This is a genomic window from Oceanospirillum linum (genome assembly GCF_001995095.2).
In the GTDB taxonomy this organism is placed as follows: domain Bacteria; phylum Pseudomonadota; class Gammaproteobacteria; order Pseudomonadales; family Halomonadaceae; genus Oceanospirillum; species Oceanospirillum linum.
Genome location: NZ_MTSD02000006.1, coordinates 145,970 through 163,499, shown reverse-complemented (window position 1 = coordinate 163,499; position 17,530 = coordinate 145,970). Strand labels below are relative to the sequence as shown.

The following is a 17,530-nucleotide window of genomic DNA, read 5'->3' as shown; positions in this document are numbered from 1 at the left end:
CGCTACACATATGACCTGCGGATAGCTGTCACGGACATCATTAACAAAAATACTCAAGGTATAAATACTCTCTCTGGCTACTTAACAGGGTAGCCAGAGCGAATACTCAGGAGCAAAACATGACACAAAAAGTAGTATTCCTTAGCGGTGTACGTACCGCTATTGGTGGTTTTGGCGGTAGCTTAAAAGATATTCCGGCAACAAATCTGGCCGCCTCAGTAACACGGGAAGCCGTTGCGCGGGCAACTCTGAAACCGGAACAGATCGGCCATGTTGTTTTTGGTAACGTACTGCACACCGACCGTCGCGATATGTACATCAGCCGGGTGGCCGCACTGGAAGCTGGCCTGCCTGTAAATACACCGGCCCTGACTGTTAACCGCCTTTGCGGCAGCGGACTTCAGGCGATTATCTCCGCTGCACAACAGATTGAACTGGGTGTTTGCGATGCAGCCGTTGCCGGTGGCGCTGAATCAATGAGCCGCGCGCAATACTGGGTACCTGCGGCACGCTTTGGACAACGCATGGGTGATGGCCAGATTGTAGACTCCATGACCGGCGCTTTGACCTGCCCGATGGAAAACTACCATATGGGTGTAACGGCTGAAAATATCGCAGAGAAGTGGGATATTAGCCGGGAGCAGCAGGATGCACTGGCAGCACTCAGCCATCAGCGCGCCCAGGCCGCTACTGAACAGGGTCGCTTTAAAGATCAGATTCTGCCCGTTGAGCTTAAAACCCGTAAAGGCACTTCGGAGTTTGTTACTGACGAACATATTCGCCAGGATTGTACAGATGCCGATATGAGCAAGCTCCGCCCGGTATTCCAAAAAGAGGGGTCTGTGACGGCAGGTAATGCATCCGGCCTTAATGATGCCGCTGCGGCAGTCACCATGATGTCAGAGAGTGAATCCCAGAAGCTCGGGCTGACACCGATGGCCAAACTGGTAGGCTATAGCTTTGCCGCCGTTGAGCCTCAATATATGGGGATTGGCCCGGTTCCGGCCATTCGTCAGCTTTTGGAAAAACATCAGCTATCCGTTGACGATATCGATGTCTGGGAAGTAAACGAAGCCTTTGCCGCCCAAGCACTGGCTGTAGCTAAAGATCTGGGCCTGCCGGAGGACAAACTAAACCCTAATGGCAGCGGTATCTCTCTGGGTCACCCGGTCGGAGCAACGGGAGCCATCATCACCGTTAAAGCGCTGTACGAACTGGAACGTGTACAGGGTAAATATGCCGTAGTCAGCCTCTGTATCGGTGGCGGCCAGGGCATTGCCATGCTGATTGAACGTTAATTCCTTACGCCTTAATAAGCCGTAAAAAGGCGATAAGTCGTAAAAAAGCCCCCCGGTAAAACGGGGGCCTTCGCCTGGGTGAACCCGTCGTCTAATATGCGCTTTACTAATAGAATTCGTCGCTGGCTTTCGTTTCTACCATCTCACCGTTAAACAGTGATAACAGCAGCGCTGAAATTCGCTCATGCATAATCACTGTATGGTAGTTACCGCTTTCCTGCATATGGCTGCGCAGAGCGTCCCGAACCGCCTTCACACCGGTCACATCGATAATAATGTCAATCTCAGTGCTATTCACCAACAGGCTATTCATATCGGTTGTGGTCAACACCTGATGCTCTCGGGCCAACAGCATACCCGGAGCGTTTTCATTACTGTCAGCCACACCAACGATATCGACAAAATCAGCTTCAAGTAATCTCTCCAGTAACTCAATACCGGCATGTCCTGCACCGATAACAGCAACTTTAAAATGTTCCATATTCATACCTGTATCCTTTATTCTTTGTTTTATCGACTAAAACACACCTCCGAGAGTGACAAAAAAACCGGCTGTTGCAAAGTATGCAAAGCCGGTTTCTCATGTAAGATAAATACTATTTATAATTACGTTGAGTCATATCATAACTCGCGACTCACATATTGCCTTTCGTCGCCCCGATCAACCCCTTGATAATAGTTCGCGCAGATCAATAATCGCTGCATTAGCTCTCGATATATATGACGCCATCACCAAAGAGTGATTAGCAAACATACCAAAACCACTACCATTCAGAATCATAGGACTCCAGAGCGCGTCCTGAGTTGCTTCCAGCTCACGGATAATCTGACGCAGGCTTACTTCTGCATTTTTGTCCTTCAATACGCCCTGGAAATCAGTCTCTACTGCTTTAAGAATATGAATCAGAGCCCAGGCCGTTCCCCGAGCCTCATAGAAAACATCATCAATCTCTGACCAGGGTGTTTTTACCTCTTGCTGATCCGGTTTATAGCTCGACTGCGTTGCCGAGGGGTCACCGGCCAGATCAATATTAACCTGTGATTTGCCTACACTGGCACTCAGACGCTGTGACAAGCTACCCAGACGGGTTTCCACATCCATTAGCCAGTTTCTTAAGTTATCAGAACGCGCATAGAACTGAGCATCGCTCTGGTTATCATCCACCAAGCGATCGCGGTAGCGAATCAACGCTTTAATACCCTGACGATACTCTCCTTCCGAAGATGGAAGAATCCAGCTATTGCTATCAAAGTTAAACTGAGGTTCAACAATCGTCAGGTCTTTATCTTCTGTGGATTGGGACTGTGAGCGTGATATATCCTTGCGCAAGGAGCGGCTCATATCGCGAAGCTGAATCAGAACCCCGTACTCCCAGCTGGGGATGTTGTCCAACCAAAGCCCTGGAGGTAAGCGGTCGTTAGCAAGGTAACCGCCAGGTTTATCCAGCAACGTCTCTGCAATACGAACTAACGTTGTTGTTGTTGCATAACCAATCGTACCGGCTTTATCCGTATGACCATGCAGCTGCGCCTCTGCCCGGGCATTCTCAGCGACAGAGAACGAGTCCGGCTCCTGGCTCCAGTACCAGCCCACACCGACAGCACCAACAAGATAAACCGCAAGACCACTACCAATCACTTTACCCATCATACTACCCGGCATAAGGTCTCTCAGGTTATCCCACTGGTCAGCGACTTTCGCTCCAAGCTGCTTTAACATTTTATATTCCTCGTGCGTGCTGATAATTTCACTTTAGTCGGAACCCTGTACAAGAGACAGAATCTTATTAGCTACCTGTTACTATTATGGGGCTTGTTTGGGTAAAACCCAATGTGCTGACATAAACACCTCAGCACAGGATAAAACGGGGTTAGCCTTTTACGATCATAACCAAAGGAAGACTTATCTTGAACCTAAAACACTCTTTTTCACTACTGACTTTTCTGATAATGACAACACTTTCACTAAGCGCTAAAGCGGGCTTTTTTGACCAGAAGCCGGACGGTTTTGGCAGTGCGTCCGCTGATGGCTTTCTTCCTGTAGAGCAGGCGTTCCAACTGGAAGGCAGCCTTAAAGGGACAACATTAACCCTGACCTGGAGAATTGAGCCAGAGCATTATCTTTATCGCTCCCGCTTTAAAGTGTTGCCTGTTCTGCCAGAAAATGCCGATCTGACCATTATTGAAATTCCACGAGGTGAGCAGGTTGTGGATGAGTTTCAGGGCGATGTCGAGATACTCAGGCATAAAGCAGTACTCAGCTACCAGTTCAGTATGCCAGCAAAAATGCTCAAACAGGGTGCCGTTATCGAGGTTACCTTCCAGGGATGCGCAGAAGCGGGCCTGTGCTATCCACCGCACACCCAGCAGCTTAACCTTGTTCAGAATGCACGATAATCAGAGTCTTAAGTCGTCGGAACGACTAGTTGCACCGGGCTCCTAAAAACAAACCTGCGAAGCATTGATTTCAGTGCTGCCAGGGCGGATCTGAAGCCAGAAAAGGGACGTTTCCCCAAGCCTGCTACAAACAGGTAAAATTCAGTAACACGCAGTAAAAAGCAGCCAAACAAAGCAGAACAGACGAAAACTGGACAAGATCTCTCAAATTCGGCAAACTACGCTTACACACAAAGAAGAAACTGCCGCTTTATCATCATTTAACCGATATTAAATACAGTTAAACTTCTTTTTACCGATTTTAGCAGCAAACAGACTCAAACGACTGTTTGCTTTTTGTTTTTCGCATTCTCGTCACTTGGATATTCAGTTAATTATGGCTTCCATTCTGGTGTTAAACGGCCCCAATCTGAACCTTCTCGGAACCCGCGAGCCTGAAATTTATGGCAGCCAGACATTGGCTGATATTTCTGAACATCTGGCGGAAACAGCCGCTGAGAAGGGCCATCAGCTTGAATGCTTCCAGAGTAATGCCGAGCATGCACTAATAGACCGGATTCATGCCGCTCGCGACGAAAATACAGACTTTATCATTATCAACCCTGCAGCTTTTACTCACACCAGCGTTGCATTGCGCGATGCCTTGTTGGGTGTTCAGATCCCCTTCATTGAGATCCATCTGTCCAATGTTCATGCCCGGGAGCCTTTCCGTCATCACTCCTATCTGTCCGATGTGGCTCAGGGAGTGATCTGCGGTCTGGGAGCACAAGGTTACGACTTTGCCCTTTCAGCGGCATTAAAGTTTCTTAATGATAGAACACTAAAGATTGTCTGATCGGGCACCTCCCTATCAGGCCTGAAATTCTCTGCCTTTGCAGAAAGCCAATAACAGCCAGCGTATGACGCTGACTCATGTTCCACACACAAGTGAAAAGAGATTGATCATGGATATTCGTAAAGTAAAAAAACTGATTGAGCTGCTGGAAGAATCCAACATTGCTGAGATCGAAATCCAGGAAGGCGAAGAGTCTGTTCGCATCAGCCGTAATATGAGCACCGCTCAGGTTCAGTATGCACCGGCTCCAATGGCGGCTCCGGCCCCAGCAGCTGCGGCTCCAGCAACGGCTGAGGCATCAGCTCCTGCTCCAGCAGCCCCTGCAGGACATCTGGTCAAATCCCCAATGGTAGGTACTTTCTACCGTTCACCAGCCCCAGGCGCAAAAGTCTTCGTTGAAGTAGGCCAGCAGGTTAAGAAAGGCGATACTATCTGCATCGTTGAAGCCATGAAAATGATGAACCAGATCGAAGCAGATAAAGACGGCACTGTGGGCGAGATTCTGGTTGAAGATGGTCAGCCTGTTGAATTTGATCAGCCACTGGTGTCTATCGTTTAAGTTTTGCCAAAACGACTGACATCTCTTTTTTGACTCCAGAATTCATAAGGCTCGATCATGCTTGATAAAGTACTTATTGCAAACCGGGGTGAAATTGCGCTACGTATTCTGCGTGCCTGTAAAGAACTGGGCATAAAGACTGTAGCCGTTCACTCTGCCGCTGACCGCGACCTGATGCATGTTCGTCTGGCTGACGAATCTGTATGTATCGGCCCGGCATCCTCCACCGATAGCTACCTGAACATTCCTGCCATTATCAGTGCCGCAGAAGTTACCGATTCCGAGGGTATCCACCCCGGCTATGGTTTCCTTGCGGAAAACGCTGACTTCGCAGAGCAGGTAGAACGCTGCGGCTTCAAATTCATCGGCCCGACTGCTGACGTTATTCGCCTGATGGGTGATAAAGTATCTGCCATTGATGCGATGAAAAAAGCCGGTGTCCCTACGGTTCCAGGTTCTGATGGCCCGTTACCGGATGACCCTGAATTTGTGGTTCAGACAGCCCGCCGTATTGGACTGCCGGTCATTATCAAAGCCGCCGCCGGTGGTGGTGGCCGGGGTATGCGCGTTGTCCATACCGAAGCACACCTGGTAAACGCTGTACAAGTAACGAAAGCAGAAGCCAAAGCGGCTTTCGGTGATGATACGGTTTACATGGAGAAGTTCCTGCAGAACCCTCGTCACGTTGAGATTCAGGTGCTGGCAGATGGTCAGGGCAGTGCAATTCACCTGGGTGATCGCGACTGTTCATTGCAGCGTCGGCATCAGAAGGTTCTGGAAGAAGCACCAGCACCGGGTATTCCTGATGATATTCGCCGTGAAGTGCAGGAACGCTGTGTGCGGGCCTGTGTTGAAATTGGCTATCGTGGCGCCGGCACATTCGAGTTTCTTTACGAAGATGGCGGTTTCTACTTCATTGAAATGAACACCCGCGTACAGGTTGAACATCCGGTTTCCGAGATGGTTACCGGCGTTGATATCGTGAAAGAACAGCTACGTATTGCCAGCGGCCTGCCTTTGAGTATCAAGCAGGAAGACATCGTGATTCGTGGCCACTCTTTTGAGTGTCGCATCAATGCGGAAGACTCTAAAACCTTCCTGCCCTCACCGGGTAAAGTCGACCACTTCCATGCTCCCGGCGGTCTGGGTGTTCGGATGGATAGTCATCTATATGACGGCTACAGCGTACCGCCTTATTATGATTCCCTGATCGGCAAGCTGATTACCTGGGGTGAAACCCGCGAGATTGCACTAACCCGCATGCGCAGTGCTCTGGATGAAATTGTCATTGATGGCATTAAATCCAACATTGGACTGCAACAAGACCTGGTTCGTGACAGCGGCTTTATGGAAGGTGGCGCCAACATTCACTACCTTGAGAAAAAACTGTCTTTGTAATCCATTCAGTTAATATCTTTGTGGATAACCAACCGCTGAAAACCGGAAGCCAGGTGCTTCCGGTTTTTTTTGATATGGATACAGGAAAAATATCACCTGCGACGGCTCTGCAGAGCAAACCCACCATCATTTACGACTAACTTTTTAGAAACTCATTCTCCGAATCATTACCGAATTCAGTGTACAATGCACCACATAGAGCCAGTGTTGGCTCAGGAATTCAGAGATTCAGTCCCGGAGAAAACCATGCCCTGGCTTCAGATTAAGATCGATACCACACCTGCCCATGCGGAAGTTCTGGAAGAGTTGCTGTTGGCCGCTGATGCCAATGCTGTAACTCTGGAAGACGGTGCGGACCAGCCTCTTTTTGAGCCCATCAGAGGTACAACGCCCCTTTGGCAACAAACCCGTATTACAGGGCTGTTTGATGCCGAACAAGACAGTAAGGCCATGATTGAAGCACTGCAAAGTGGCTGGGCTTCTGTATTCCCGGATCAACCCTTTCCGGCATCCCGCCTGGAGATCCTCGAAGACAAAGATTGGGAGCGGGAGTGGATGGAAAACTTCCACCCCATACAGGTTGGTAACCGGCTCTGGGTTTGCCCAAGCTGGAAAGAAGCTCCGGACCCAGAAGCAACAAACCTGGTGCTAGACCCGGGACTGGCCTTTGGTACCGGCACGCACCCCACTACTTTTATGTGCCTGGAGTGGCTCGATCAGCACGACGTATCAGGCCAAACGGTTATCGATTATGGCTGTGGTTCAGGTATTTTGGGAGTTGCTGCCTTGCTGTTAGGTGCCGAAAAGGCTTATGGCGTAGATAATGACCCTCAAGCTCTGGTTGCCACCCGGGAAAACACAGATCGGAACAGCCTTCCGGCAGATAGCTTTGACGTTTATTACCCCGGAAAAATCGATGATATACAAGCAGACCTGATGCTGGCCAATATTCTGGCAGGCCCTCTGATCGACCTCGCCCCGACTCTTGCGGCTCTGGTTAAAGATCAGGGTAACCTGGTGCTGTCTGGCATTTTGTCACATCAGGCTGATGAGGTCATTGCCGCTTACCAGCCATGGTTTGACTTTGAGCCTGTACATCAGAAAGAGGAGTGGGTCTGCCTGAGCGCTACAAAAGTCCAATCCTGATCTGCCAGGCTACGCTCAAAACGAAAAAAGTACACTTTGCTCAATGACTTGAAGCTGTTATAAACAGGGGATCCCCGACGAATGGGATTGCCTGTTTGCTTTCATAATCTTATGATGTAACTCAGACTCTTGTTGGAAAAATGACAGACCGATGATGGATGACCGGCTTACTCGCTGCCCGCACTGCTCAACCTGCTTTGTTATTTCTGATGCAGACCTGCAACAGGCCTTTGGCGTTGCACGTTGCGGCCGTTGTAAGAAAATTTTCAATGCAGCTAACCATTTGTTTGAACTAGGATCAAAGCAACATACCGTCGCACCTCAGTCTCAGATAGAAGAGCCTGACAACGAAATACAACCTGTAACCACATCACCGTGTAATGCAGAGCAGGCCAGCAGCCTGCCTCCCGAGCACCTCCAGGCAGAAGATATTCCCTTGGGATCACCTTTAAGTGAGGAACCCCCTACTTCTGTCCATAAGGAAAATCAGCTCACGGATCACCAACATCCCAACGATGTAGCATTGACAGCAGAGCGTGAAGACCTTCCGCCTATCAGTCCTGACCTGCATTTTTCTGCACAAGCAGATACACCACCTCCGGCCAAAAGAAAGGTGGAAATTCCTATCCCCCGGGGAGTCCCGTGGATTCCGGCCAGCGCCGCAGCGGGGCTTGTGCTTCTGATTTTAATTTTGCTCTGGAGTAATACCCGGGCACTCAGCCAATCTCCTGGGCTTTCAGGATTTGCCGAAGCGATTTGCAGCCTTTCAAGCTGCGAACATTACCTTCCTTCAGACTTTGATGTGCTGGAGGTATCCCAGCAAGCAATTAAAACAGAGGGCACTCAAACCAGCGCCGACCTGGTGCTGAACAACCCAACGACCAATGAGCTGCCTTTCCCAGCCATTCAGTTGGAGCTGCGGGATGAACGCGGTAAAGCTATCGCCGAATTTATCTATCAGCCTGAGACCTATCTGCAAGGCAAACCTTTTGCTGATCAGATGCTACCTCCAGACCTCCCTATCGCACTAACACTCCCGGTCCGAGCAAAAACAAATACGCCTCACAGCTTCAGTGTCTACCTCTTCCCATCCAGCCGGCTTTAAAATGCCGGCAGGCAAGTAAGGACGCATCTTCTTTTTAAGCGTAAAAAATCTGCTTCAGCATCTACCTACCCTTCCTTCTTATCACCAAGATAAAGCACTCGTGCACCAAAAAAATACAGAAAAGCTATTAAATAGATACGCCAGCCATATTTTGCACCAAAATAAATCTGAATGACCACTTTTGGAGCATTTATGTCGACCCTATTCTTTATTATCATCGCCGCATGCAAAAAAAGCATAAGCAAGTCGGTATCTTTCATAACGAGCTGGAAGAGCTGCCATGATGATGTATTCAAACAGGGGAACCTATGCCGTATATCCACAACACTATTACTGGCTTAATGGCTTCAAGCCCAGCGCAAACTGAGTTCTATCAGGCCGTTGAAGAAGTACTGGAATCACTGGAGCCCTTGTTGGCCCAGAGCCCTCAGTACCAAAAGAACCATATTATAGAGAGAATGGTTGAGCCGGAGCGGCAAATCATGTTCCGTGTCCCTTGGGTCGATGACCAGGGAGAGGTTCGCATCAATAAGGGTTATCGAATTGAGTTTAACTCGGCACTTGGCCCTTACAAGGGAGGCCTGCGTTTTCACCCATCTGTAAATGCCGGCATTATTAAATTTCTCGGTTTCGAGCAGATCTTCAAAAATGCACTAACCGGTCTGCAGATCGGCGGCGGAAAGGGCGGAAGTAACTTTGACCCTAAAGGTCGCTCCGATCAGGAGATCATGCGTTTTTGCCAATCATTTATGACAGAACTCTATCGCCATATCGGCCCAACAACCGATGTACCGGCAGGAGATATCGGTGTTGGTGCCCGGGAGATCGGTTATATGTTTGGTCAGTACAAGCGACTGACAGGTCGATATGACGGCGTTCTGACTGGAAAGGGTCTGCTGTGGGGCGGCTCACTGGTACGTAAAGAAGCCACCGGTTATGGTTGTGTTTATTTTGCCCAAAATATGCTGGAATCTGCAGGCAGTAGTCTGGCGGGTAAAACCTGTCTGGTTTCCGGGGCTGGCAACGTTGCCATTTACACTATCGAAAAGTTGTACCAGTTAGGCGCGAAGCCAGTAACCGCCACAGATTCATCCGGCACCCTTTTCGATGCAAAAGGTATTGATTTAGCATTACTGAAAGAGCTGAAAGAACTAAAGCGGGTATCTTTGCAGCACTATCTGGAAAAGCATCACCATGCGGAGTTTACCCCTATCAATGAATACCCGGAAGACGGACATGCCGTCTGGCGTTATCAGGCCGATGCCGCATTCCCTTGCGCAACCCAGAATGAGCTGACCGAATCTGATGCAAAAGCTCTGATAGCCAACAACTGCCGCTGTATCAGTGAAGGGGCCAATATGCCTTCAACACCAGAAGCTGTGGAAATTTTTCTGGAAAACAAAATTCATTATGGCCCAGGCAAAGCAGCCAACGCAGGCGGAGTCGCCACCAGTCAGCTGGAAATGAGTCAGAATGCCAGCATGCAGCAACTTTCTTTTGAACAGGTTGAAAGTCGCCTGAAAGAGATCATGCATGATATCCATCAGCGCTGCAGCAAAACAGCGACAGAGTTCGGCCAGCCACACAACTTGGTACTGGGGGCAAATATTGCCGGTTTTCGCCGAGTGGCAGATGCCATGATCGAACAGGGCGTTGTCTAGCGCCTGCAAATAATAGAGGCCATCATAAACAGCGCAACGCTTACAGCTTTCCCACCAAACTACGCCCTGCTATCTGCATGAGTAGAGCAGGGCTTCCATATCAGGGTGCAATATTGTATATATTTTGATCAATATATTCTGAGTTCAGCTTTACACTTGCCGGATTCCTAGTATCATTAGCGCCCCTCGATTTACAATGCTTAGCGCTTTTTTAAAGCCTAACGAAACTCTGCGCCAATACCCTGGTGTAGCGTTTATATTTTACGGTTACCCATGGTTAAAATTGGTTCTTACACCTTAGACAGCCCGGTTATTCTTGCCCCCATGGCTGGCGTTACCGATCGCCCCTTCCGGCAACTCTGCCGTGAAATGGGTGCAGGTCTTGTGGTGTCAGAAATGGTCACCTCAGATGTGAAGCTTTGGAATACCCGAAAATCCCGCTTGCGGATGAATCATAGCGGCGAAGAAGAGCCCAGATCCGTGCAAATTGCGGGTGGGGATCCGGATATGCTAGCTGAAGCTGCCCGTCTGAATGCAGAACATGGCGCTCAGATTATTGATATCAACATGGGCTGCCCAGCCAAAAAAGTCTGTAATAAAGCCGCAGGGTCCGCTTTGTTAAAAGATGAAAAGCTTGTTTCCGATATTTTGGATGCCGTTGTCGGCGCTGTGGATATTCCGGTCACACTCAAAATTCGCACTGGCTGGGATCACGAGCACCGCAATGGCGTTACCATCGCTCATATTGCTGAACAAAGCGGAATTCAGGCGTTAGCTGTCCATGGCCGAACCCGTGCTGATGCCTACAAAGGCGAAGCAGAGTACGACACTATTGCTCAAATAAAGCAGAGCATTTCAATTCCTGTATTCGCCAATGGTGATATTACATCACCGGAAAAAGCCCGTTATGTTATGGACTACACGGGGGCAGATGCCGTCATGATCGGTCGAGGCGCTCAGGGGCATCCCTGGATATTTCGGCAGATCAGTCACTTTCTGGAAACCGGTGAACATTTACCTGAGCCTGACGCGGTGACGCGCCTGGACATTTTAAGTCGTCACCTGAACGAGCTTTATCAGTTTTACGGAGAGGTGATGGGGGTTCGCATCGCCCGGAAACACGTCAACTGGTACCTGGGCTCACATGAACACGGTGCAGACTTCCGTCGGTATTTTAACCGACTGGAGCAGCCCAAAGAGCAGCAAGCCGCTATTAAGCACTTTATACTGAAACCGGATCAGGCAGATGACGTGTCTTCCTTTATGGAGGAGGCGCTGTTGTGAACGCACTTAGCGATAAGAATATGAGCAGTAATACAGATATCTCCGATAATCCCCCTGAGATCATCACCCAGGCTCAGGCAGGCCAGAAGACACTGCGTGCCAGTGTTGAAGAAGCGATGAGTAATTACTTTGCCCATCTTGATGGGCAGCCGGCCAGTAATCTTTACCAGATGGTACTGGCTGAGATTGAAGCTCCTCTGCTGGAAGCTGTTATGGCCTACACGAAAGACAATCAGAGTCAGGCTTCTGAGATTCTCGGCCTCAACCGTGGTACCTTGCGCAAAAAGCTAAAGACCTACGGCATGCTGTAACCCAAACCGACTTTTTGATGAAAGCGGCAGATTACCTCTGCCGCTTTCTGTTTTCTTACTCACCTATATAAGAGAAAAGAGCACATTATGTCTGCCAAAGCACAAAATCTGCCGGTTCGCCGGGCATTAATCAGCGTCTCGGATAAAACCGGCGTTGTTGACTTTGCCAAAGCACTGACCGAGCGCGGTGTTGAAATTCTGTCCACCGGCGGCACCTACAAATTGCTGAAAGAGCAGGGTGTACCAGCGATTGAAGTTTCTGACTACACCGGCTTCCCTGAAATGATGGATGGTCGCGTTAAAACACTGCATCCAAAAATTCACGGCGGTATTCTGGCCCGTCGCGGTCAGGATGATGCTGTGATGGCTGAGAATGGCATCCAGGGTATCGACTTGGTTGCAGTAAACCTTTATCCGTTTGAAGCCACTGTTGCCCGTGATGACTGCACCCTGGAAATGGCAGTAGAAAATATCGACATCGGCGGGCCAACCATGGTGCGTTCTACGGCAAAAAACCACGCTTTTGTTTCTATTGTCGTTGATGTAGATGATTACAGTCGTATTCTGGCGGATATGGACGCTAATGGCGGTGCCGTTGAGCAGCAGACCCGTTTTGATCTGGCCATTAAGGCGTTTGAGCATACCGCTGCTTACGATGGCATGATCGCCAACTACTTTGGTCGCCTGGTTGAAGGTGGCAGCGAAGATTTTGCACGTACCTATAATGTGCAGTATGAGAAAAAACAAGAGATGCGCTATGGTGAAAACCCGCATCAGAAAGCGGCTTTCTATGTTGAGAAAAACCCGGTTGAGGCCAGTGTATCCACAGCCAAACAGCTGCAGGGTAAAGAGCTGTCTTTCAACAATGTAGCAGATACCGATGCTGCGTTCGAATGTGTTAAATCATTCGTAGAACCAGCCTGTGTTATCGTAAAACACGCGAACCCTTGCGGTGTTGCGATTGCAGACAACCCACTGCAGGCATATGAACTCGCCTTCCAGACCGACCCGACATCAGCGTTTGGCGGCATCATCGCTTTTAACCGCCCTCTGGATGCTGAAACTGCAAAATCGATTGTGGATCGCCAGTTTGTTGAAGTTATTATCGCACCCGGAGTTTCTGAAGAAGCTAGTGCAATTGTTGCGACTAAAGCTAATGTACGCCTGCTGGACTGCGGCGATAACTGGCCGGGTGAGCGTGATCACAGCCTGGACTACAAACGTGTCAATGGCGGCCTGCTGGTTCAGGATCGTGATCTGGGCATGGTGACCGACGAAGACCTGAAAGTTGTGACTAAAAAAGCACCAACTGAAGAACAGATGCGTGATCTGGCCTTCGCCTGGAAGGTAGCGAAATTCGTTAAGTCCAACGCCATTGTTTACGTAAGAAACGGTCAGACCATTGGTGTAGGTGCCGGCCAGATGAGCCGTGTGTACAGTGCAAAAATCGCCGGTATCAAGGCCGAGGATGAAGGCCTGGAAGTACCAGGGTCTGTAATGGCATCCGATGCTTTCTTCCCATTCCGTGATGGTATCGATGCGGCAGCTAAAGCCGGTATCAGCGCCGTCATTCAGCCCGGTGGCTCTATGCGCGATCAGGAAGTTATTGATGCAGCGGATGAGCACGGCATGGCGATGGTGTTTACCGGAATGCGTCACTTCCGCCACTAGCCACTAGAGTGAGGGCGGCTGAGTGTCGCCAGCTCTGATATATGAAGACAGACCAAACCCCGGGGAAACTCGGGGTTTGGTACTTTCAGGCCTGGCAAAGCCTGCTGAATACAGTTGCCAGTACCTTATTCAGCCTTTATGCTGAAAATAATGCGTTAACCACATTTTATTGGGTGACTGGTAGCCTCTATGCAGCTGTCGACTTCACACAAGCTTTCACGACATCCCTTTGCCAGTGTTATCGGTCGCAGGATTATGATTGTTCTCGTCATAATCAGCAGCCTGATTACCCTGACCTCCACTCTGATTCAACTTTATAGCGACTACCACACAGAAGTCAGCTCTGTCGAAACACGGTTTCAGGAGCTAAAAGATGTCCATGTCGAATCACTGACAATTAATTTGTGGGAGTTTAATGAGCACCAGCTCAATATTCGACTGGAAGGCTTGGTTAAATTACCGGATATATCTTTTATAAGAGTTACCTCTGCGACCAGCAATCAGGTTTGGCAGGCAGGCAAAGAAGTGACCGGTGATAAAATTAACCGGTTTATTCCTCTTCAATACAGTGGCCCGGATGACGATACACGCTTTATGCTGGGGCAGCTCTATGTAGAGTCCTCATCGGAGCGCATTTACCAACAGCTTCTGCAAACGCTTCTATCAACACTGATCGCCAATGGCATAAAAACATTTATCGTTTCAGGTTTGATTCTCTGGGTTTTCCAGCTTAGCGTAAACCGGCGGATTCTGAGAATTCTGAACTACCTGGATCACTTTCGGCCAAACCAGCCGCTCAAGACTCTGCAACTGGACCATGTCCCCTTTATAACCTCAGAGCACGATGAAATCAGTGTACTGGCTCTTTCAGTTAACCAGCTCAGCCACACCTTAAACCGGCTCTATGGGGAAATAGAAACAGAGAAAGACCGCTTTACTGACTTTGCCAACTCAGCCTCTGACTGGCTCTGGGAAACCGATGCTGATGGCAGAGTTACGTTCGCTTCAGAGCAGATGCAAACTCAGTTGGGTATAACAGATATTCAGATCTGTAACTACAAGCTGACAGATCTTATTCCGAACAGTGAGATGACCAAGGCTATGAGCCAGGGTCATGATTTCAAAGGACTAGAGGTCAAACTTAACCTCCGGGGTGAAGAGCGCAATTTTATCTTTCATGGGACACGGGTAGACTCCCATTCCCAAGAGGTTAGCATGCGAGGCTCAGCCATTGAGATCACCTCCCGCAAGCGGGCGGAACAAGCACTTCAGGAGCTTAATGAAACACTGGAAAAACGTGTTGTTCTGAGGACACTTGAGCTTGAGCAATCTCTTCATAAACTTGAAATCACTCAAAACCAACTTATAGAGCGTGAGAAAATGGCTGCACTGGCGTCTCTAATCTCCGGTATCGCCCACGAAATTAACACCCCCCTGGGAGCTGCCATCACAGCGGGCATGATGCTTGAGCCGGATTCAGAAGAAGGCCACAACCTTGAAGCCTATAAGCTAATGCAAGCAAATCTGCAGCAGGTTGTTCGCCTGATACAGGTATTCAAGCAGACTGCAGCACAGAGCGGACAAGGCAGAGTTGAGCCTGTCTATGTTAAGCAACTGCTCGGTGATATCATTATCGGGTTGCAGCAAAAACTTCAGGATAAACAGATTAATGTTCAGCTCACCTGTGAAGATAATCTGAATTGGCCAACCATCACTCAAAGCTGGGTGCAAATATTCCACCAAATGATTAATAACAGCATTATCCACGGCTTTAAGTCCTCTGATCCGTCCAATAATATTGCCATCTCAATCAGGGAAACACCGGACGGGCTTTCGATCTGCTATCAGGATAATGGCCAGGGCATGTCACAGCAGGAACTTAATAAACTGTTTGAACCTTTTCACACCTCCAGGCGGGACAGCAACTGTATCGGCCTTGGTATGCATATCGTTTACAATCAGGTTTCTCAGGCCCTCGCTGGCAGTATTCAGACAGCATCCAAACCAGGTGAAGGGTTGAAAGTTATGATACAGCTGCCTCTTTTGCCGGAAACACTGTCTGTAGGGGGCTAAGTACAGACTGTGCATACACGATTATCACTTCGCTCGTACACCCTGAACCCCAGAAAGCACCGACATGATCATGCTCAGGTTGTCATTCCCTTGCAGGGAAGAATTAAACTGGCAATTGGCTCTTCTGAGCCCGGTGAGCATATCCCCTTCAGGTTTGAATCAGAGTTAGGAGTGAAACAGGCGGTTGTTATTCCTCCGGGCCACATTCATCGCTTCTCCTCTCACCAGGAATCCCGTTTTCTGGTTGCAGATATCCACAGCCTCCCAGCACATCTGACTCAACTGAAGAAACCTCTTCTAGCGGTCAGTAGCCACTTCTTTGACTTCTGTCTTTTTGCAGGGCAGCAACTCAATAACCAGCTCGACCCAGATATTGAGCAACCCATGGGTCATATCTTTTATCACCTACTATCTCAACAGCAGCCCTACGCACAGAAGGATAAAAGAATAGAGTTAGTCATCGATTTTCTGAAAAAAGATCTCAGTTATACGCCTGAGCTTAGCCAGTTATCGGATATCGCATGTTTAAGCCTGAGCCATTTCAAGCAGCGCTTTACAGATATCTATGGTCAGCCTCCTTTGCAATACCTTAAGGTACTGCGCATGCAAAAGGCACGAGCACTACTCAGTCACAGTGATATCCCCGTTGCAATTATTGCGCAAAATGTTGGTTATACCGATGCATCAGCGTTCAGTCGCAGTTTTCGTCAATACTGGGGGCAGCCACCTAAAGCCTACCGGGCTCGCTAAGTCTCCGCTTTAAATACCTTATCAAGGACCTTTAAATGTCTATTTAAGTATAAAACATCAGCTTTTCAGCACACTATGCCCTCTAAACTGACTCTAAAATTCTGACCATAACTTATCGGTCATTCAGTATGGAGTCAGCAACATGCCCACTTTCTTAGGCTTAACTGCTATCAGCTCATGGGGCGTACTTGCCCTACTCGGCAGTCTTACCAGTAAAATCCCTGCATTTCAGCTGCTTTTTATCTGCTTTTCAATATCTGCAGCCCTGATGTTTATAAAGCGTGGAGCACAGCATACTGCACTTTTTGAGCGCCCGACCATGAGCTCGCCTCAGTGGCTTATTGGCATAGCAGGCCTATTCGGGTTCCATTTTTGTTATTTTATGGCGCTTCGATTTGCTCCGGCAATTCAGGTCAGCCTGATTGTCTATCTGTGGCCCTTGATTCTGACCTTGTTTGTAGCTGAAAAAGGCAGAAAAAAACAGGCGTTATATGGTGGTCTGATCGGCTTTACCGGAGTAAGCCTTGTGATAAGTCAGCACCAGGGAGGCTCAGCATTTGCGGATATATCTTCTGATTACCTGACCGGCTACCTGCTAGCTGCATCCTGCGCTTTAATTTGGTCGACTTACTCCTGGTATCTCTCAAAAAACACAGGTAGTGCCGACAATATTGGTTGGCTATCCTTGGTCGTTGCCCTACTTTCTCTGATTGCTCATTTTTCCTTCGAAACACCTTACTGGCAGTTTTCCACTACAGAGATTATAGGCGCTCTGCTATTAGGCCTGGGCCCAGTGGGGGGAGCCTTCTATCTCTGGGACATCGGTATAAAACAGGGCAACCGCTCTCTTCTGGCCATATCCAGCTTTGCCGCCCCTTTAATCACCGCTTTTAGTCTGGTTCTGGCTGGCATCAGTGAATGGAGTTTTATATTACTCGTGGCCTTGCTGCTTGTCGTAGCCGGTGGTTTTATCGCCAGTCCTGTGACACTCAGAGCAAAACCGGTTATTAAGCCCGGTCAAATCTGAAAGTATTCATGCGGA

17 protein-coding genes are annotated in these 17,530 nt (G+C 48.9%); 14 read left to right on the top strand and 3 right to left on the bottom strand.

Features of this window, described 5'->3' with window-relative positions; translation table 11 throughout:
- Nucleotides 1–119: 119 nt before the first annotated feature.
- Nucleotides 120–1,298 (top strand): beta-ketothiolase BktB, encoded by a 1,179-nt coding sequence (bktB, locus tag BTA35_RS13480; protein WP_078320329.1) that lies wholly within the window; start codon nt 120–122, stop codon nt 1,296–1,298.
- Nucleotides 1,299–1,404: 106 nt separating this feature from the next.
- Here the strand turns inward: bktB and BTA35_RS13475 are convergent, their stop codons facing one another.
- Nucleotides 1,405–1,785, bottom strand: coding sequence for a Gfo/Idh/MocA family oxidoreductase (locus BTA35_RS13475; protein WP_202931265.1), 381 nt, complete (start codon nt 1,783–1,785; stop codon nt 1,405–1,407).
- 174 nt (nt 1,786–1,959) lie between these two features.
- The gene (locus BTA35_RS13470; RefSeq protein WP_078320328.1) at nt 1,960–3,018 is read right to left on the bottom strand and encodes a DUF2333 family protein; all 1,059 of its coding nucleotides are present in this window, start codon (nt 3,016–3,018) and stop codon (nt 1,960–1,962) included.
- 188 nt (nt 3,019–3,206) lie between these two features.
- Between BTA35_RS13470 and BTA35_RS13465 the strand changes: the two genes are divergently transcribed.
- The 6 genes from BTA35_RS13465 (at nt 3,207) to BTA35_RS13440 (ending at nt 8,738) form a co-directional block, all read left to right on the top strand.
- Nucleotides 3,207–3,695 carry a protein-disulfide reductase DsbD domain-containing protein gene (locus BTA35_RS13465; protein ID WP_078320327.1) on the top strand — a complete coding sequence of 163 codons (489 nt, stop codon included), beginning with the start codon at nt 3,207–3,209 and terminating at the stop codon, nt 3,693–3,695.
- A gap of 376 nt (nt 3,696–4,071) precedes the next feature.
- On the top strand, nt 4,072–4,530 hold the full coding sequence (gene aroQ, locus BTA35_RS13460) for a type II 3-dehydroquinate dehydratase (RefSeq protein ID WP_078320374.1): 459 nt from the start codon (nt 4,072–4,074) through the stop codon (nt 4,528–4,530).
- A 109-nt stretch (nt 4,531–4,639) separates the two neighbouring features.
- The gene (accB, locus tag BTA35_RS13455; RefSeq protein ID WP_078320326.1) at nt 4,640–5,089 is read left to right on the top strand and encodes an acetyl-CoA carboxylase biotin carboxyl carrier protein; all 450 of its coding nucleotides are present in this window, start codon (nt 4,640–4,642) and stop codon (nt 5,087–5,089) included.
- 57 nt (nt 5,090–5,146) lie between these two features.
- The gene (accC, locus tag BTA35_RS13450; RefSeq protein ID WP_078320325.1) at nt 5,147–6,487 is read left to right on the top strand and encodes an acetyl-CoA carboxylase biotin carboxylase subunit; all 1,341 of its coding nucleotides are present in this window, start codon (nt 5,147–5,149) and stop codon (nt 6,485–6,487) included.
- A gap of 246 nt (nt 6,488–6,733) precedes the next feature.
- Nucleotides 6,734–7,633 carry a 50S ribosomal protein L11 methyltransferase gene (gene prmA, locus BTA35_RS13445; RefSeq protein ID WP_078320324.1) on the top strand — a complete coding sequence of 300 codons (900 nt, stop codon included), beginning with the start codon at nt 6,734–6,736 and terminating at the stop codon, nt 7,631–7,633.
- A gap of 151 nt (nt 7,634–7,784) precedes the next feature.
- A complete protein-coding gene (locus tag BTA35_RS13440) occupies nt 7,785–8,738 on the top strand; it encodes a DUF3426 domain-containing protein (RefSeq protein WP_078320323.1) in 954 nt (317 codons plus the stop codon).
- 65 nt (nt 8,739–8,803) lie between these two features.
- On the opposite strand, the gene BTA35_RS13435 is transcribed toward BTA35_RS13440, so the two are convergent.
- Nucleotides 8,804–9,034, bottom strand: coding sequence for a hypothetical protein (locus BTA35_RS13435; protein ID WP_078320322.1), 231 nt, complete (start codon nt 9,032–9,034; stop codon nt 8,804–8,806).
- 12 nt (nt 9,035–9,046) lie between these two features.
- On the opposite strand from BTA35_RS13435, the gene gdhA reads away from it, so the two are divergent.
- The 7 genes from gdhA to BTA35_RS13400 all read left to right on the top strand — a co-directional run bounded on the left by gdhA (nt 9,047) and on the right by BTA35_RS13400 (nt 17,515).
- Entirely contained in the window at nt 9,047–10,399 is a 1,353-nt protein-coding gene (gdhA, locus tag BTA35_RS13430) for an NADP-specific glutamate dehydrogenase (RefSeq protein WP_078320321.1), read from the top strand.
- Nucleotides 10,400–10,672: 273 nt separating this feature from the next.
- Nucleotides 10,673–11,683: a tRNA dihydrouridine synthase DusB gene (dusB, locus tag BTA35_RS13425; RefSeq protein ID WP_078320320.1), complete on the top strand. Its 1,011-nt coding sequence runs from the start codon at nt 10,673–10,675 to the stop codon at nt 11,681–11,683.
- Complete coding sequence (fis, locus tag BTA35_RS13420; protein ID WP_202931264.1) at nt 11,680–11,994, top strand: DNA-binding transcriptional regulator Fis; 315 nt, start codon at nt 11,680–11,682, stop codon at nt 11,992–11,994. Before dusB ends, fis begins: the two co-directional genes overlap by 4 nt.
- 87 nt (nt 11,995–12,081) lie before the next feature.
- Entirely contained in the window at nt 12,082–13,665 is a 1,584-nt protein-coding gene (gene purH, locus BTA35_RS13415) for a bifunctional phosphoribosylaminoimidazolecarboxamide formyltransferase/IMP cyclohydrolase (protein ID WP_078320319.1), read from the top strand.
- 189 nt (nt 13,666–13,854) lie between these two features.
- Nucleotides 13,855–15,738 (top strand): PAS domain-containing sensor histidine kinase, encoded by a 1,884-nt coding sequence (locus tag BTA35_RS13410; RefSeq protein WP_078320318.1) that lies wholly within the window; start codon nt 13,855–13,857, stop codon nt 15,736–15,738.
- Nucleotides 15,739–15,747: 9 nt separating this feature from the next.
- Nucleotides 15,748–16,488: a helix-turn-helix transcriptional regulator gene (locus BTA35_RS13405; protein ID WP_139363666.1), complete on the top strand. Its 741-nt coding sequence runs from the start codon at nt 15,748–15,750 to the stop codon at nt 16,486–16,488.
- A gap of 142 nt (nt 16,489–16,630) precedes the next feature.
- The gene (locus BTA35_RS13400) at nt 16,631–17,515 is read left to right on the top strand and encodes an EamA family transporter (protein WP_078320316.1); all 885 of its coding nucleotides are present in this window, start codon (nt 16,631–16,633) and stop codon (nt 17,513–17,515) included.
- Nucleotides 17,516–17,530: the final 15 nt, after the last annotated feature.

Bases quoted from the DNA above. Each gene is read 5' to 3' on its own strand.
- bktB (WP_078320329.1), top strand. From the start codon at position 120: ATGACACAAAAAGTAGTATTCCTTAGCGGTGTACGTACCGCTATTGGT.
- BTA35_RS13475 (WP_202931265.1), bottom strand. From the start codon at position 1,785: ATGAATATGGAACATTTTAAAGTTGCTGTTATCGGTGCAGGACATGCC.
- BTA35_RS13470 (WP_078320328.1), bottom strand. From the start codon at position 3,018: ATGTTAAAGCAGCTTGGAGCGAAAGTCGCTGACCAGTGGGATAACCTG.
- aroQ (WP_078320374.1), top strand. From the start codon at position 4,072: ATGGCTTCCATTCTGGTGTTAAACGGCCCCAATCTGAACCTTCTCGGA.
- accB (WP_078320326.1), top strand. From the start codon at position 4,640: ATGGATATTCGTAAAGTAAAAAAACTGATTGAGCTGCTGGAAGAATCC.
- accC (WP_078320325.1), top strand. From the start codon at position 5,147: ATGCTTGATAAAGTACTTATTGCAAACCGGGGTGAAATTGCGCTACGT.
- prmA (WP_078320324.1), top strand. From the start codon at position 6,734: ATGCCCTGGCTTCAGATTAAGATCGATACCACACCTGCCCATGCGGAA.
- BTA35_RS13440 (WP_078320323.1), top strand. From the start codon at position 7,785: ATGATGGATGACCGGCTTACTCGCTGCCCGCACTGCTCAACCTGCTTT.
- gdhA (WP_078320321.1), top strand. From the start codon at position 9,047: ATGCCGTATATCCACAACACTATTACTGGCTTAATGGCTTCAAGCCCA.
- dusB (WP_078320320.1), top strand. From the start codon at position 10,673: ATGGTTAAAATTGGTTCTTACACCTTAGACAGCCCGGTTATTCTTGCC.
- purH (WP_078320319.1), top strand. From the start codon at position 12,082: ATGTCTGCCAAAGCACAAAATCTGCCGGTTCGCCGGGCATTAATCAGC.
- BTA35_RS13410 (WP_078320318.1), top strand. From the start codon at position 13,855: ATGCAGCTGTCGACTTCACACAAGCTTTCACGACATCCCTTTGCCAGT.
- BTA35_RS13400 (WP_078320316.1), top strand. From the start codon at position 16,631: ATGCCCACTTTCTTAGGCTTAACTGCTATCAGCTCATGGGGCGTACTT.